This window comes from Pseudoxanthomonas sp. (genome assembly GCF_002863005.1).
Taxonomy (GTDB): domain Bacteria; phylum Pseudomonadota; class Gammaproteobacteria; order Xanthomonadales; family Xanthomonadaceae; genus Pseudoxanthomonas_A.
The window spans coordinates 24,045-38,286 of sequence record NZ_PKDG01000015.1 but is presented as its reverse complement, the minus strand read 5'-3'; the positions used below and the strand labels follow the sequence as shown (position 1 = coordinate 38,286).

Below are 14,242 nucleotides of genomic sequence, written 5' to 3'. Positions count from 1 at the left end.
CTCTACTAACCGATGCCAACAATGTCCGCTTTCGCGGATAGCGGTTCTAAGCCCATATCGCTTCGCAATTAAGCGGCCGCCTGTATTGTTTTCGCTGTGCACTATAGTGACCTGCAAGCTTTTGCGGCGCCTTAATATGAACTTGCCCAATATTGACTTGTTGGCAGGCTTACCAATGCCAGCGGACGAAGAGAAGCACCAGCGCACGTTGGCTGAACTTGCCGATGTGGATGCGGGTCGGACTATGACCCACGAGGAGATGATGGCGTGGGCGCAGTCCCTGTTTGGCCGCCCGAACAGCGCAACGTGATGCCAGCTTATCGCTGATGGCGGGCATCACGTCGAAGTGACCAGGCGCCAGCGCCGTGTTCAGTCCTCGCCAGCGCGGCTGTCGAATTTAAGCGGAATCTGCACCTACTACCCGTATGAGCTGATCGAACAGAATCTGTACAGGCGATTACACTCCACCGCGATTGTTTTCTGGCCAAACTTGCCGGACGTCCATCAAGGTTTGGCCGAACTGGCCAAACTCGCTTGGATCGCGCACAAGGCCTCACGGCCTCAAGCGGTTGGTGGGCCCACCAGGACTCGAACCTGGAACCAAAGGATTATGAGTCCTCTGCTCTAACCATTGAGCTATAGGCCCTCCGCCGCCGGAATTGTACCGGAGGCGGTAGGGGACGGTGCCTCGACGAACGGCGTGCGGAGCTCGAGCGCACGCGCGAGGATCGTGGGCGGCGCGGCTTCTTCCGGGGTGCGCAGCCAGCCTGCCCTGCGCAAGCGGTCGCCGAGCGAGGGCGATGCCGTCAACAGGTTGAGCGGCACGGAAAGCACCATGCCCATCACCACCGGGGCCATCCATGCGGCCAACGCCGGTGACACCAGGTACGCAAGCACGCCACTGAAGGCACCGAACACGCTTAGGCCGGCGTAGCGGCGCACCAGTCCCGCGAGCGGCACGCTGCCGTCATCGCGACGTTGCGTTTCCCACCCGGAGTCGCGCCCGGCCAGCACTTCGGCCACGCCCCGCGATTGCACGTACATGGTCACGGGCGCCATCAGGGCCGCCATCATCGTCTCCAGCAGCGCGCTGCCGGCGATGCGCAGCGCACCGCCGCACTGCCGACGCAACGGCGCATCGAGCATCGTGGCGATGCACCCCATGACCTTCGGCGCCAGCAGCACCGCCATGGTCAGGTAAAAGACCCACAGGAAACGCTCGGGATCACCGCCACGCCAGTAGAGCGCGGGCGTGAATCCGTCGAGCTGCGGTTGCGACAAGTGGAAACCCGCCTGCTGCAGCGGGATCGCCAGACCCACCAGCATCAGCATGGCCCACATGGGCGCCGTGGCGTAGTGGCCGATTCCCACCATCAGGTGCATTCGGCTGATCCAATGGAGACCACGCGCGGGCAGCACGGCGCCATGCTGCAGGTTGCCCTGGCACCAGCGGCGATCGCGCACGAGCATGTCGATCAGCGACGGCGGTCCTTCTTCGAAGCTGCCGCCCATGCCGGGCACCATGTGCACCGCCCAGCCACCGCGACGCAGCAGTGCGGCTTCGACGAAGTCGTGGCTAAGCACGGCGCCTTCGAACGGCTTGCCACCCCCCAACCGGGGCAGGCCCGCGTGGCGCGCGAAGGCGGCCGTGCGGATCATGGCGTTGTGGCCCCAGTAGTTGCCCTCCGCCCCATGCCACCATGCGATGCCGTGCGCCGCCACGGGACCGTAGACGCGCCCGGCGAACTGCTGCATGCGTGCGAAGAACGTGCGCCCGTTGACGATCATCGGCAGCGTCTGGATGAGGGCGAGCATCGGCTCGCGTTCCATTGCCGCCGACAGCCTCACCAGCGTCTCGCCGGTCATCAGGCTGTCCGCATCCAGGATCAGCAGATGCGGATACGCGCCGCCGAAGCGGCGTACCCAGTCTGCGATGTTGCCGGCCTTCCGTTCGGTGTTCTTCTCCCGGCGCCGATAGAAGACGCGCGCGTCCGGGCCCAGGCGATGCCGCAACGCGTGCACGGCCACGACCTCTTTCCGTCGCACATCCTCGTCTGTGGTGTCGCTGAGGATGAAGAAGTCGAAGCAAGCGGACTGACCGGTATCCACCAACGATTCATGCATCGCCTGCACGCCGGCCAGCACCCGCTGCGGGTCTTCGTTGTACGTGGGCACGAGCAGTGCCGTGCGTGTCGTCAGCGATGGCCGGTGACCCTCGTCGATGCCGAGCGGGTGCGGACGCTTCGACAGCAGCAACGCGAATCCTGCCAGCGCACTGGAGAACGACAGGGCGATCCAGGCGAACAAGGCGACGAAGAGCGCCAGCAGTACGCCCTCCAGCATGCTGATGCCGTCTCCCCGCAGCACCCACCAGATCTGGTAGGTGGCGAACAGCGTCATCGCGACCGCCATGCCCATCACCCCTGCGCGGCGCCAGGCGATCCCGCAGGGCGACGTCGGCAGGCGGCGCGAAGACAGGCGGCCATTGCGCAGATCCTGCACCGGCATGGGCAACGGCGATTCCGGCGGCAGCCAGGAAGGCGACGGCGAGTGTGCATCGTGCATGGTCACGGGCTCCATCGATACAGCCAGGTTTCGGACAGCGGCGCGTGGCCCTCGAGGACGCGCGCATGCAACTCGACGTCGCGGTCGTCCCCACGTTGCGTTTGCGGGCGGAACTCGAAACTGAGGCGCCACCCCTGCGTCTCGGGATTCGGATACACCACCGCGCCGACCACTTCGCCACGGGCGGACCAGACGTCGGGCGTCAGCCGGACATCGCGCGGCAGCGAGGCAAGGCGCCCCCCTTCGAGATCGAGCACCACCAGGCGCCGTGCCGGATCCGGCGCGGCACCGATGCGGGTATCGGCGACGATGGCCAGGTCGGCTTTCCAGCGATGCGCATCGCACCAGTGCATGCGATAGTCGAAACGATGCTCACGGCCGGCGCGCAGCGGCTGCTCCGGGCGCCAGAAGGCGACGATGTTGTCGTGGTATTCGTCGCCGGTGGGAATTTCGACCAGCGTCACCGCGCCCTTGCCCCAGTCGCCGCGTGGCTCGATCCACAGGCTGGGGCGCTGGTGGTAGCGCGCCTCGATGTCCGCATAGTCGGCGAACCCGCGCTTTCGCTGCATCAGGCCGAAACCACGCGGACCCGCATCGGCGAAGGCACTGATCTGCACGCGCCGCGGATTGCTCAAGGGCCGCCAGATCTGGTCGCCTCGGCCGTTGAGGATCGCCAGTCCGTCGGAGTCGTGCACCGCAGGCCGATAGTCGTCGGTACCGACGCGATCGCCGGCGTCGAACTCGAACATGCTGGTCAGCGGCGCAATGCCCGCACGGGGGAGATCGACGCGGGGAAACAGGCGCGATTGCACGTCGATGACGGTCTCGTCGCCCGGCAGGATCTCGAAACGGAACGCACCGGCGATGCTGGGGCTGTCGAGCAGCGCGTGCACGACCAGGCGACGCGCGCCGGGCGCGGGTTGTTCGATCCAGAACGCGCGGAACAGCGGGAACTCTTCCTCCCCGGCGTCGCCGCTGCCCAGCGCCAGGCCGCGCGCCGACAGACCGTAGGCATGCCCCTTGCCCAGTGCGCGGAAATAGCTGGCCCCCAGGAACGCGATCAGTTCGTCGTACACGCCGGGCTTATTCAGTGGCGTGTGCACGCGGAACCCGGCGAAGCCGATGTCGTCCCGCATGCCCGGATCGACACCGGGCGGGAACGCGAACAGGTCAGGCGAATAAGCGATGGGCGTGGCGACGCCATCGTGCACGCGATGCAGTTCGACGCGCTGCTTGAACAGGAAGCCGCGATGGAACATCTGCAACTGGAAGGGCAGGCCCTCCTTTCGCCAGATCGCCTGCGCTTGGTCGAAGCGCAGATCGCGGTAGGCGTCGTAACCGGTGTCCAGCGATGCAGGCAGCTGGGCGTCGGGGGCGCGATACGGCTGCCGCGCCAGCGCGCGCGCCAGGCGTGGAACCGTTTCCAGATCAAATCGTGCGGGGGTCGCGGCGGTGTCCGCGGCTCGGGTGGCCTGCGCCATCACGCGGGGCATGGTGCCCAGCAACGCGATGGCAAGGACGGATTTCATGGCGTCCCGTCGCTGCACGCGAAAGTCTGACTCGTGGGGTCGCGACAGCATAACGACGATCGCGTGATGACGATGAGAACACATCACGCCGCTGGCGCATCTCGTCGCACCAAAAAGAAACGCGGCCCATCAAGGGCCGCGCTTCGTTGGTGCAAACACCGCGTTCTTCGCGTCAGTCGATATCGAGGAAACTGCGCAGCTGTTCCGAGCGCGACGGGTGGCGCAGCTTGCGCAACGCCTTCGCCTCTATCTGGCGGATGCGCTCGCGCGTGACGTCGAACTGCTTGCCGACTTCCTCGAGGGTGTGGTCGGTATTCATGTCGATGCCGAAACGCATCCGCAGCACCTTGGCTTCCCGCGGGGTCAGGCCGGCGAGCACGTCGCGGACCGTTTCCGACAGGTTGATGTTGGTGGTGTTCTCGATCGGGGACTCGACGTTGGTGTCCTCGATGAAGTCGCCCAGGTGGGAGTCTTCATCGTCGCCGATCGGGGTTTCCATGGAGATCGGTTCCTTCGCGATCTTCATGACCTTGCGGATCTTGTCCTCGGGCATGTCCATTTCCTTGGCCAGCTCCTCCGGCGTGGCCTCGCGGCCGTACTGCTGGAGCATCTGGCGGGAAATGCGGTTGAGCTTGTTGATCGTCTCGATCATGTGCACCGGGATGCGGATGGTGCGGGCCTGGTCGGCGATCGAGCGGGTGATCGCCTGGCGGATCCACCAGGTCGCGTAAGTCGAGAACTTGTAGCCGCGGCGGTACTCGAACTTGTCCACCGCCTTCATCAGGCCGATGTTGCCTTCCTGGATCAGGTCGAGGAACTGCAGGCCGCGGTTGGTGTACTTCTTGGCGATGGAGATCACCAGGCGCAGGTTGGCCTCGACCATTTCCTTCTTGGCCTTGCGTGCCTTGGCTTCGCCGTAGGCCATCGCGCGGCTGATGTCCTTGATGTCGGCCAGCGTCAGATGCATCGCCTGCTCGACGGCGATGGTGGCCTCCTGCTCGGCGACGATCTGCTCGCGTACGTCGCGCAGGCCGGACGACCACTTCTGCTTGCGCTTCAGCACTTCGTCCACCCAACCGAGGTTGGTCTGGTTGCCTTCCCAGGCGCGCAGGAATTCCTTGCGCGGCATCTTGGCGACATTGGCGCACAGGTGCAGCACGCGACGCTCGTGGTCCTTCACCTGGGCCACGACCTCGCGCAGCTTGCGCACCAGCGTGTCGGTCAGCGGCAGCGGCAGCTTCAGGGTGACGAAGGTTTCGCCCAGCTCGGTGCGCAGCTTGACGACCGCCTTGTTGTCGGCGCCGTTCTTCGCATACGACTTCTTGAACTTGGCATAGCCGTCGGCCAGTACCTGCATGCGACGGGCGACTTCCTCGGGATCGGGACCCGTGGGGGCCGCTTCCTCGGCGGTGTCGTCGCCGGCATCGTCGTCATCGGCATCGTCGTCCGCCGCTTCGACCACTTCTTCGGCGGCCGGCACTTCTTCAGCCGGCTCCTCGATGTCGTTGAAGCCGACGACCACTTCGGCCAGGCGCTTTTTGCCTGCCTTGTGCAGTTCGTATTCTTCCAGCAGCAGTTCGATCGACCACGGGAAGTTGCCCAGCGACGCCTGCACCTGGCCCAGGCCTTCCTCGATGCGCTTGGCGATGGCGATTTCGCCTTCGCGGGTCAGCAGTTCGACGGTGCCCATCTCGCGCATGTACATGCGCACCGGGTCGGTGGTACGGCCACCTTCGGTGTCGAGCGAGGTCAGCGCCGCGGCGGCTTCTTCCGCCGCGGTCTCGTCGACTTCGCGGTTGCCGGTATTGCCGTCGGCGAGCAGCAGCGTCTCTGCATCGGGGGCGACTTCATGGACATCGATGCCCATGCCGTTGATCATGCCGATGATGTCTTCGATCTGCTCCGGATCGACGATGTCGTCGGGGAGGTGGTCGTTGACTTCGGCGTAAGTCAGATAGCCCTGCTCCAGGCCCTTGCTGATCAAGAGCTTGATGTCGGACTGCTGGGCAGGACGTTCGTTGGCCATGGAGGTTGCGCCACCGGGAGTAAGGAAGGGAGAACCCCGTATTATACCAGCCCGGGCCGGCTTCCGTTCCTGAAGCCCACCCTTGGCAAGGAAGGAACGTCAGGGACGCAGCAGGAAGGTCACGGGCCCGTCATTGACGAGGCTGATCACCATATGGGCGCCGAAACGCCCCGTTTCCACCCTTCCGGCATGCCGTTGGCGACAGATCGACACCAACCGGTTGAAGCCCTGTTCAGCCTCGGCGGGCGGGGCGGCGGTGGTGAAGCTGGGACGCATGCCCGACCGGGTGTCGGCGGCCAGCGTGAACTGGCTGACCAGCAGGAGGCCTCCTCCGGTGTCGGCGAGGGAGCGGTTCATCCGCCCCGCGTCGTCGGCGAAGACGCGGTAGCCCAGCAACCGCTCGGCCATGCGCGCGATCTGGGTCTCGGTGTCGCCGGGCTCTACTGCCACCAACGCCAGCAAGCCCCCTTCGATCGCGCCGACGACCGCGTCGTCGATGGTCACGGTCGCCTGCGTCACGCGCTGGATCAGGGAAAGCATGGGCGTAAGTCCAGGGTCGAAGCAGCGGGCAGGATAGCGGGACATGCGCGGCCATCAGAAGCCGGGGCGTGCGGGTTGGCTACACTCGGCGGATGAAACCGGACACCTTCGCCGCCCTTGGCTACCACGCCGCCGCCCTGGTCGGGCGCCTCCCCTGGCCGTGGCTGCGCGCGCTGGGGGATGCGATGGCGTGGGTCTGGCGGAAGGCGGACGCGCGCGAAAGTCGCGTCGCGCGCCGCAACCTGGAGATCGCTTATCCCGACCTGCTGCCCAGCCAGCGCGAGGACCTGCACCAGGCGATCCTACGGACCACCGCGCGCCAGGCGCTGGAAACGCTCCGCTTCTGGACCCGGAAGCCCGCCGACAACCTCGCTTGCCTGCGCGAACGCCACGGCGAGGCGCTGTACGACGCAGCACTGGCCAGCGGCAAGGGAGTGATCGTGGCGGCGCCGCACTTCGGCAACTGGGAGTTGCTCAACCAGTGGCTGGCCTCGCGCGGCCCGCTCGCCATCGTGTACCGCCCCCCGGCGTCGCCGGTGGGCGACGCCTTCCTGCTGCGCGTTCGCGGCGCGGACAACATCCGCCAGGTGCGTGCCGAGGGCCCGGCGGTGCGGCAGTTGTGGAAGGTCCTGAAGGAAGGCGGCGCCGTCGGCATCCTGCCCGACCAGCAACCGAAAGCCGGCGATGGCGAGTTCGCACCCTTCTTCGGCACCCCCGCGCTGACGATGACGCTGGTATCGCGGCTTGCCGAGCGTACCGGCGCGACCGTGCTCTTCGCCTGGTGCGAACGGATCGGCCCCGGGCCGGACTTCGCACTGCATGTGGAGCCGGCACCGCCGGCGATCGCCGACGCGGATCCGGTCACCGCCGTCACCGCACTCAACGAAACCGTCGAGCGGATCGCCCGGCGCGATCCCGCGCAGTACCAGTGGACCTACAAACGCTATACGCTGCGGCCACCGGGCAGCGGCGAGGACAATCCTTACCGCTGAGCGGGACCCGGGGATGGCATGACGCGCGATGCACCGCATCCCCTCGCCTACGTTCGCGCGAAGAGGATGCGCCTGCTGCATGAGCCACCCCATGGACACGCCCGCGATCGACGCTGCGCCATCCCCCGACTGGCAGGCCCTGCCCACCCGAGGCGCGTGGCTCGCCGCCCTTGGCGGCGCGGCGCTGCTGTTCCCGTTCGGCTTCCCGGCGTTCTTCCTGTCGCGCGCCACCGACATGGTGTCGCCGTGGCTGGCGGTCCCCGTGGCCGCGCTGGCCGGCGCGGGGTTGGGCGCCTGGGTGGCGGTGAAGCGGCATCGCCGCACGCGCTGGCGGCTGGATGACCGGGGATTCGCCGTGCGCCGCGGCAACTGGTGGCAGAGCGAAACGCACGTGCCGATTTCGCGCGTGCAGCATCTCGACCTGAAACGCGGACCGCTGGAACGCAACGCCCGCCTGTCCACGCTCGTGGTTCACACGGCCGGCACGCGCATGGCCGCCGTCACGGTCTCCGGACTGGATGCGGACGACGCGGAACGCCTGCGCGAGCGCCTGGCCACCCAGGTCGACCACGACGACGCCCTGTGATGGACGACGCCATCCCTGGCGCCGCGCCGGACGAACGCCGACTGCATCCGTGGTCGTGGCTCTTCGTGCTGCTGCAGCAGCTCAAGCAGTTCATCTTCCCGCTGGTCGCGCTGCTGGTGTTCGGTGCGCGCAAGAGCAGTGGCGACGGCGAGCTGTGGGCCTCGTTCGCACCCGTCATCGGCATCACGGTGCTGGTCGTGCTGGCGATCCTGCAGTACTTCACCTACCGCTACACCATCGGACGCGACGGCCTGACGGTGCGGGAAGGCCTGCTGCATCGCTCGCGCCGCGAGATTCCGTTCTCGCGCATCCACAACGTGGTCGTGCACCAGTCCCTGCTGCACCGCCTGTTCGGTGTCGCCGAAGTCCGGCTGGAGTCGGCGGGCGGGCAGAAGCCGGAGGCGCAGATGCGCGTGCTCGGCCTTCGCGACGCGCTGGCGCTGGAGGACCTGGTGCGACATCAGGCGCACGGGACCGCGCCCGCGTCGTCCGAACCGGACGCGGCAGCGCCCCGCGAAGGCACCACGCTGCTGTCCCTGTCGACGCTGGACGTCATCCGCCTGGGACTTATCTCCAATCGCGGCATGATCGTCGTGGCCGCCGGATTCGGTGCCGCGTGGCAGATCCTGCCGGAGCGGATGATCGAGCAGTTTTTCCGGCAAGGCGCGCGGCAGGCCTACGGTTATGCCGAGGAGCTGCACCTGGGCTGGCTGACGGGCGCGGCCGGCGGCGTCGCCCTGATCGGCATCGCACTGGCGCTGGTACGCCTGCTCTCGGTCGCGCTGGCGCTGTCGCAGTTCCACGGATTCCGGCTGACCGAGGAGCCGCGCAGGCTGATGGTGGAGCGTGGCCTGTTCGCTCGCCTGCGCACAAGCGTGGCGCGACGGCGGATACAGGCGTGGACCCTGCACGAAGGCGTCCTGCATCGCCTGTTCCGTCGACGCTCGCTACGCATCGATACGGCCGTCGCGGACAAGTCGGGGCAGGACACACGCGCCCTGAAGGACATCGCGCCGGTTGCGACCCCCGACGCATGCGACGCGCTGATCGGCCACCTGCTGCCCCGCGCGCCATGGCCACGCGACGACTGGCAGCCGGTGGATGCTTCCGCGCGCTGGCGCCTGTGGTTGCCCTCGCTGGCGATCCTGTTGCCGGCGACCGGTGTCGCCGCCTGGCATCTCGGCGGGTGGGCGTGGCTGGGGCTGGCATGGATCCTCTTCGCCGGGCATGCCGCACGCAGGCAGGCACAGCGCATGGGCTGGTCGCTGGACAACCAGTTGGTGGCCGTGCGCAGTGGCTGGTGGTCGCGCTACTGGCGCTTCGCCGAAATCGACAAACTGCAGGCGCTGCGTTTGTCGCGCTCGCCGCTGGACCATGCCTGCGGCACCGCGACGCTCTGGCTGGACACGGCAGGCGCGAACGGGATCGCCGCACCGCTGGCGTTGCGCTTCGTGCCTGTGCGTGACGCCGAGAGCGTTTACCGGCAGCTACGCGACACGCTGGCCGCGCATCGCATGCGCTGGTGATGGAGCTATCTCGGGCGCTGCGACATGCGCCCTGGTGGCAAGCCCCAGGGTGCTTGCGATGCCGCTGCACGGTGGCAGCCGGCAGCTTCGCTCACGCCGGCCCCCAGTAGCCTATCCGGCGCCGGATCTTCAGCTTGCGCCACAGGTTCATCGGCTTCGGGCGCGGATTCCGTGCACCGGCAGCGATGAAGTCATCGATGGCGTCCAGCACCCGTTCGCTGGAGCGCCCGTCGCGATACGGGTGGATGCTGTCCGCATAGTCGACGATGGCCTGCATCAGTTCCGGCGGCCGGGCCAGCGCGCGACGGATCGCGGGCTCGAACTGCGCCGCGTCATCGATATCGATCAGCTGCGGCCCGGGGCGGCGGTTCTTGAAGGTCACCACCGGCTTGTGGGTCAACAGGAACTCGTTCAGCGCCGACGAGGTATCGGAACACATCATGTCCGCCTGCGGGAACAGGTCGAGGATGTTGTCGTCGTCGGCGAACCGGAGGTGGTCGTTCTGCAGCGCGCGGAACTTCGCGACGGTGTCCGGATTCATCTTCGGATGGAAGGTCACGATCCAGCGCCATTCGCCGCTGCGCGACAGCCGCTTCACTTCCTCGTACAGCGTCTCGGCCGCGCTCCATGACGGCGAGAACGTCGAGTGGTACAGGATGACGGGCGGTTCGCGCACCGGCGGCACGCCGCCGGCGATCTCCTGCATGAAGGGATCGATCTTCGGCCAGCCGGTCTCGACCACCTTGAAGTGGCCGACGCGCGCGGCGATCTCGGAGAACGCGCGCGTATCGTTCGGCCCGGTGGTGCAGTAGAGATCGAAGAAGCCGCGGATGTAGATGTGCCGCGGCTTGCCGGCATCGAAGCCATGGAAGGTTTCGACCTTCACCCCCGGGAAGAAGTGCGGCACCGCGTTGCTGCCGGTGATCACGGCGATGGCGTTCCAGCGCCGGACCTCTTCCGTGGTGGCCAGCAGTTTTTCGTCCGGCCTCAGGTCTTCCGCGCCGGGACCGTCGAAGAACCACGCGGCTTCGCCGCCGCGGGCGCGGATCGCATCCTGCAGCGGCCGCAGGATGGCGAGCGCGTAGCGCTCCGAGCCGTAGAGGAGGTAATGCTTGGCCATCAGCGTTCCAGTTCGTGTCGGACGAGCTTGCGGTGTGCGGCATCGATCGATGCGGGGTTGTGCTGCATTTCGTAGTAGCGCATGCGCTTGTACACGGCGTAGCTGGCGGCGGTCTGCGCGATGATGAAGCCGCGCCAGCCATCCAGGAACGCCAGCCGCACCAGATAGTCCTTGATGAAACTGGCCAGGTACACCAGCGGCGCCAGCCACATCCGCACCGGGCGCCCCTTGTCGTTCCAGTCCAGCGCCTTCAGCTCGCTGTAGCGCAGCACCTTCAACTGCTTGTGCACCAGGCTGGGGTTGTCGGCGTGGTTGAACGGCGCAGTGAACTCCAGCGCTTCGCCGTCGAAGCGCAGCGATTCATGCACGCGCGCATCGCTCCAGCGCGCACGCCCCCGGTGGTACAGCCGCGCCATGCGCTCGCCCACCATCGGGCGATACCAGCGCATCGGCGCGCCCATCAGCCAGGTACGTCGCCGCAACCAGGCGCCGGCCTTGTCGGACGTCATCAGCGCGGGCAAACCGGCCTCGAGCTGGGCAGCCAGTTCGGGAGAAAGGAATTCGTCCGCATCCAGTACCAGCACCCAGTCATGGATGGCCCGGGTGTCGGCGAAGTTGCGCTGGGGTCCGAAGCCCAGCCAGGGCTGGTGCACTACGCGCGCACCATGCGCTTCGGCAACCGCGACCGTCTCGTCCTCGCTGCCGCTGTCGACCACCAGCTTGTCCGCGGCGAAGGGCACGCTGTCCAGACAGCGCGCGATGTTCGAGGCCTCGTTGTGGGTGATGACGACGAGGGAAACGGGAAGAAGAGGCATCCGCCGATTCTACCCGCGCGGTCCGCGGCGTGGCGGCCTCAGGCCTGCGCGACCGGCAGGGCGGGTTCCTGCGATGGACAAGCCTCCAGGACCGCCGCATGGGCGTCCCGGACGCCGGCGCTTCGCGGCTGGCCGACCATCGCCGCCACCGCCTCCACCAGTCGGGCGCGGAACACGGCATCGTTGTCCAGGAAGAACGCGCGTGCCGCCTGCTGTTTCGCCTGGATCGCCGCATCGTCCATCGCCAACACGGTGGAGACCGCCGCCTCCAAGGCCTGCGCATCTACCAGGTAGCGCGTGGCCAGATGCTGGCGATCCGTGTGCGAGTACGGGATCAGCACGCCGCGCTCTTCGGTGACCAGTTCGTTCATCGGCGCGGCGTCGGTCGTCAGCACGACGGCACCCACGCTGAGCGCCTCCACGATGTAGTGGCCGAAGCCTTCGGTTTCCGAGGGACACAGGTGGAAGAGATTTGCGTTCTGCAACTCGCGCAGCTCGGCGTCCGCCAGGTAGTCCACGCGATGCACGATGTTCGACGCCCGTGGCCGGATGTCCGCCATGCGCGGATGCTGTACCACCGTCAGCGTGGGCCATTCGGGGTGCCGCGCCCATGTCTCGAGCACCACGCGCGTGCGCTTGGCGCTGCTGCGCCCGGCCAAGTGCAGGAAGGTGCGCTGTCTTTCCACGTGGGGGAGATGGCGATCGCTGCTTGTGAACCCGATGGGTGCGATGGCCGCACCCCGACTGCGGAAGATCTGCTCGGCATGGCGGGTCTTCGTCATCACGCCATCGACGCGACGCAGGCGCCGCACGTCGCGCGGCAGGCACCATTCCGGATTCGGAATGAAGGCATTGCGGGCAGCGGACCGCAGGTACTCGGGGGCCACGTGCTCGAGCATGATGTTCAGGTCGAACCGCTCTGCGCCGACCAGGCGCCGTCCGGCAAGACGAGCCCGCTGCAGCCAAGGACCGAACCACTTCCTCAGCTTGCCGCGGCCGCGCGCCGGCTGCAGGCTGACCCGATAGCCGGCGTCCCGCAGTGCCTGTTCGATGAGACGGAGATCGCGGCTCAGGCCGACACCGTTGTCCCAACCGATCAGGTTCACGTGCGGCATTGGAGAGAAGGGAGGCGGTGGAGCGCCGATTCTAGAAATCGCTCCATGACTCGATTGTGAGAGCCATCAAGCACGGCCGCGGTACGTTTCACCTGAATTCACGAATGTGAATGGGTTTCGCTCGAGCCCCTTGAAGCCACCATCCCACTGCCCAGCAGCAGCCCAGCCAGCACCACGAAGGCGCTGGTGCTCAGGGCGTGGGAAAACATCGACTGGGTCAGGCCGGACACCAGATAGGTCGCTGCCAGCATGCCTGCGGTCCAGGGCGCGCCGCGCGGCCGGTCGAGCCGGGCCTGCCGGATCTGGCGCGCAGCGATCAGCAGGGGCACCAGGTACAGCGCGGCCAGTGCTGCGATACCGAACACGCCCATCGTCGCCCCCCACTGGGCGATGTCGTTGTGTGCGTGCTCCAGTCCGCAGAAATGCCGCTCTCGTCCCAGGCAGTACCGGCTGTCGTCGATCCGCTCGGCGAACCCGCCGATGCCGGTCCCCGTGAGCGGCGCTTCGCGAAACGCGTCCCAGGCCACCGACAGCAGGGCGATACGCGCGCTGATGGGCTTGTCCACCTGTCCCTGGGAAAGGCCGGCCACGTCCGCGTGCAACTGATCCAGACGGAACTGGGTGGACAACCACGGCACCGTCCACATCGCGACGAACAGCGCCGCCAGCACGACGGCCGCGCCGCCGAGCCGCCACCAGCGACGGCGCGGCGCCGTGCCCACCAGCCACATCAGCACCACCAGTCCCAGACCCGGCAACACGCCGCGGCTGCCGCTCAGGGTGACCGCGACATTGGCCAGTACCATGGCCGCCAGCACCAGCAGGCGCATTCTTCCCCGCTCGTCAGCGGGCCTGCAGAACACCGCGACCACCGACAGCGCCAACACGGCATTGGCGAACACGATCGGGTTGGCGTCGCTGCCTGCCCGATCCACGCCCAACGCCGACTGCGCGATCGACACGGCGGATGCGACCAGCAGCCCGACCAAGGCGCCGTACCACAGGCCGGACAGGCGCACGCGCGTCACCCAGGCCAGCCAGGCGCACCAAGGCAGCAGCAAGGTGCGCGATGGGTTGTCCAGTTCGGCCAGCCGCGCATCGCCTCGCCACATCGACGTGGCAGCGACGGCGATCACGAACACCGCGACGGCGAGCAGCGCATACACGGCACGCGGCACGGCGCGCCGATCGCGCAGCGCGTCCGGCAGCGCCAGCAACGTGGCGAGGAACATCAGAGCGGCGAACACGGACAGGCCCTTGGGCACGACAAGCAGGGCGGTAGCGGCGAAGCCGGCCAGCCATGTCAGCCCGCGCGCGACCTCCTGTCGACGTTCACTCCTGTCCTGCATAGCTTCCGGTCCTGCGCATTTCGACGTGACGATAAAGGCGGCGGTCTCCGCACTGTCGCGGGCGCGACCGCCATCGCGG

Annotated in this window: 11 protein-coding genes and 1 tRNA gene; 3 read left to right on the top strand and 9 right to left on the bottom strand. The window is 67.3% G+C overall.

Annotated features, from left to right (window positions below):
• Window positions 1–570: 570 nt before the first annotated feature.
• The 5 genes from CYU89_RS05235 to dtd all read right to left on the bottom strand — a co-directional run bounded on the left by CYU89_RS05235 (window position 571) and on the right by dtd (window position 6,660).
• Window positions 571–646: transfer RNA gene (locus tag CYU89_RS05235), tRNA-Ile, on the bottom strand.
• The gene (gene mdoH, locus CYU89_RS05230) at window positions 637–2,580 is read right to left on the bottom strand and encodes a glucans biosynthesis glucosyltransferase MdoH (protein WP_296279175.1); all 1,944 of its coding nucleotides are present in this window, start codon (window positions 2,578–2,580) and stop codon (window positions 637–639) included. Before mdoH ends, CYU89_RS05235 begins: the two co-directional genes overlap by 10 nt.
• Window positions 2,568–4,094: a glucan biosynthesis protein G gene (locus CYU89_RS05225; RefSeq protein WP_296279174.1), complete on the bottom strand. Its 1,527-nt coding sequence runs from the start codon at window positions 4,092–4,094 to the stop codon at window positions 2,568–2,570. The genes mdoH and CYU89_RS05225 overlap by 13 nt, the downstream gene beginning before the upstream one ends.
• 172 nt (window positions 4,095–4,266) lie before the next feature.
• Window positions 4,267–6,120, bottom strand: coding sequence for an RNA polymerase sigma factor RpoD (gene rpoD, locus CYU89_RS05220; RefSeq protein WP_296279173.1), 1,854 nt, complete (start codon window positions 6,118–6,120; stop codon window positions 4,267–4,269).
• Between the two features lie 99 nt (window positions 6,121–6,219).
• Window positions 6,220–6,660 (bottom strand): D-aminoacyl-tRNA deacylase, encoded by a 441-nt coding sequence (gene dtd / locus CYU89_RS05215; RefSeq protein ID WP_296279172.1) that lies wholly within the window; start codon window positions 6,658–6,660, stop codon window positions 6,220–6,222.
• Window positions 6,661–6,752: 92 nt separating this feature from the next.
• Between dtd and CYU89_RS05210 the strand changes: the two genes are divergently transcribed.
• The 3 genes from CYU89_RS05210 to CYU89_RS05200 all read left to right on the top strand — a co-directional run bounded on the left by CYU89_RS05210 (window position 6,753) and on the right by CYU89_RS05200 (window position 9,764).
• Entirely contained in the window at window positions 6,753–7,652 is a 900-nt protein-coding gene (locus CYU89_RS05210) for a lauroyl acyltransferase (RefSeq protein WP_296279171.1), read from the top strand.
• Window positions 7,653–7,731: 79 nt separating this feature from the next.
• Complete coding sequence (locus CYU89_RS05205; RefSeq protein ID WP_296279170.1) at window positions 7,732–8,238, top strand: PH domain-containing protein; 507 nt, start codon at window positions 7,732–7,734, stop codon at window positions 8,236–8,238.
• Window positions 8,238–9,764: a PH domain-containing protein gene (locus CYU89_RS05200; protein ID WP_296279169.1), complete on the top strand. Its 1,527-nt coding sequence runs from the start codon at window positions 8,238–8,240 to the stop codon at window positions 9,762–9,764. Before CYU89_RS05205 ends, CYU89_RS05200 begins: the two co-directional genes overlap by 1 nt.
• 91 nt (window positions 9,765–9,855) lie before the next feature.
• On the opposite strand, the gene CYU89_RS05195 is transcribed toward CYU89_RS05200, so the two are convergent.
• From CYU89_RS05195 to CYU89_RS05180, 4 genes are all read right to left on the bottom strand, one after another.
• Window positions 9,856–10,884 carry a CDP-glycerol glycerophosphotransferase family protein gene (locus CYU89_RS05195; protein ID WP_296279168.1) on the bottom strand — a complete coding sequence of 343 codons (1,029 nt, stop codon included), beginning with the start codon at window positions 10,882–10,884 and terminating at the stop codon, window positions 9,856–9,858.
• Complete coding sequence (locus CYU89_RS05190; protein WP_296279167.1) at window positions 10,884–11,699, bottom strand: glycosyltransferase family 2 protein; 816 nt, start codon at window positions 11,697–11,699, stop codon at window positions 10,884–10,886. The genes CYU89_RS05195 and CYU89_RS05190 overlap by 1 nt, the downstream gene beginning before the upstream one ends.
• Window positions 11,700–11,737: 38 nt before the next feature.
• Complete coding sequence (locus CYU89_RS05185; protein ID WP_296279166.1) at window positions 11,738–12,814, bottom strand: glycosyltransferase; 1,077 nt, start codon at window positions 12,812–12,814, stop codon at window positions 11,738–11,740.
• Between the two features lie 98 nt (window positions 12,815–12,912).
• Complete coding sequence (locus CYU89_RS05180; protein WP_296279165.1) at window positions 12,913–14,163, bottom strand: O-antigen ligase family protein; 1,251 nt, start codon at window positions 14,161–14,163, stop codon at window positions 12,913–12,915.
• Between the last annotated feature and the right edge of the window lie 79 nt (window positions 14,164–14,242).

What these genes read in the sequence shown, in the direction of transcription:
- mdoH (WP_296279175.1), bottom strand. Translation starts at nt 2,580, where the DNA reads ATGGAGCCCGTGACCATGCACGATGCACACTCGCCGTCGCCTTCCTGG.
- CYU89_RS05225 (WP_296279174.1), bottom strand. Translation starts at nt 4,094, where the DNA reads ATGAAATCCGTCCTTGCCATCGCGTTGCTGGGCACCATGCCCCGCGTG.
- rpoD (WP_296279173.1), bottom strand. Translation starts at nt 6,120, where the DNA reads ATGGCCAACGAACGTCCTGCCCAGCAGTCCGACATCAAGCTCTTGATC.
- dtd (WP_296279172.1), bottom strand. Translation starts at nt 6,660, where the DNA reads ATGCTTTCCCTGATCCAGCGCGTGACGCAGGCGACCGTGACCATCGAC.
- CYU89_RS05210 (WP_296279171.1), top strand. Translation starts at nt 6,753, where the DNA reads ATGAAACCGGACACCTTCGCCGCCCTTGGCTACCACGCCGCCGCCCTG.
- CYU89_RS05205 (WP_296279170.1), top strand. Translation starts at nt 7,732, where the DNA reads ATGAGCCACCCCATGGACACGCCCGCGATCGACGCTGCGCCATCCCCC.
- CYU89_RS05200 (WP_296279169.1), top strand. Translation starts at nt 8,238, where the DNA reads ATGGACGACGCCATCCCTGGCGCCGCGCCGGACGAACGCCGACTGCAT.
- CYU89_RS05195 (WP_296279168.1), bottom strand. Translation starts at nt 10,884, where the DNA reads ATGGCCAAGCATTACCTCCTCTACGGCTCGGAGCGCTACGCGCTCGCC.
- CYU89_RS05190 (WP_296279167.1), bottom strand. Translation starts at nt 11,699, where the DNA reads ATGCCTCTTCTTCCCGTTTCCCTCGTCGTCATCACCCACAACGAGGCC.
- CYU89_RS05185 (WP_296279166.1), bottom strand. Translation starts at nt 12,814, where the DNA reads ATGCCGCACGTGAACCTGATCGGTTGGGACAACGGTGTCGGCCTGAGC.
- CYU89_RS05180 (WP_296279165.1), bottom strand. Translation starts at nt 14,163, where the DNA reads ATGCAGGACAGGAGTGAACGTCGACAGGAGGTCGCGCGCGGGCTGACA.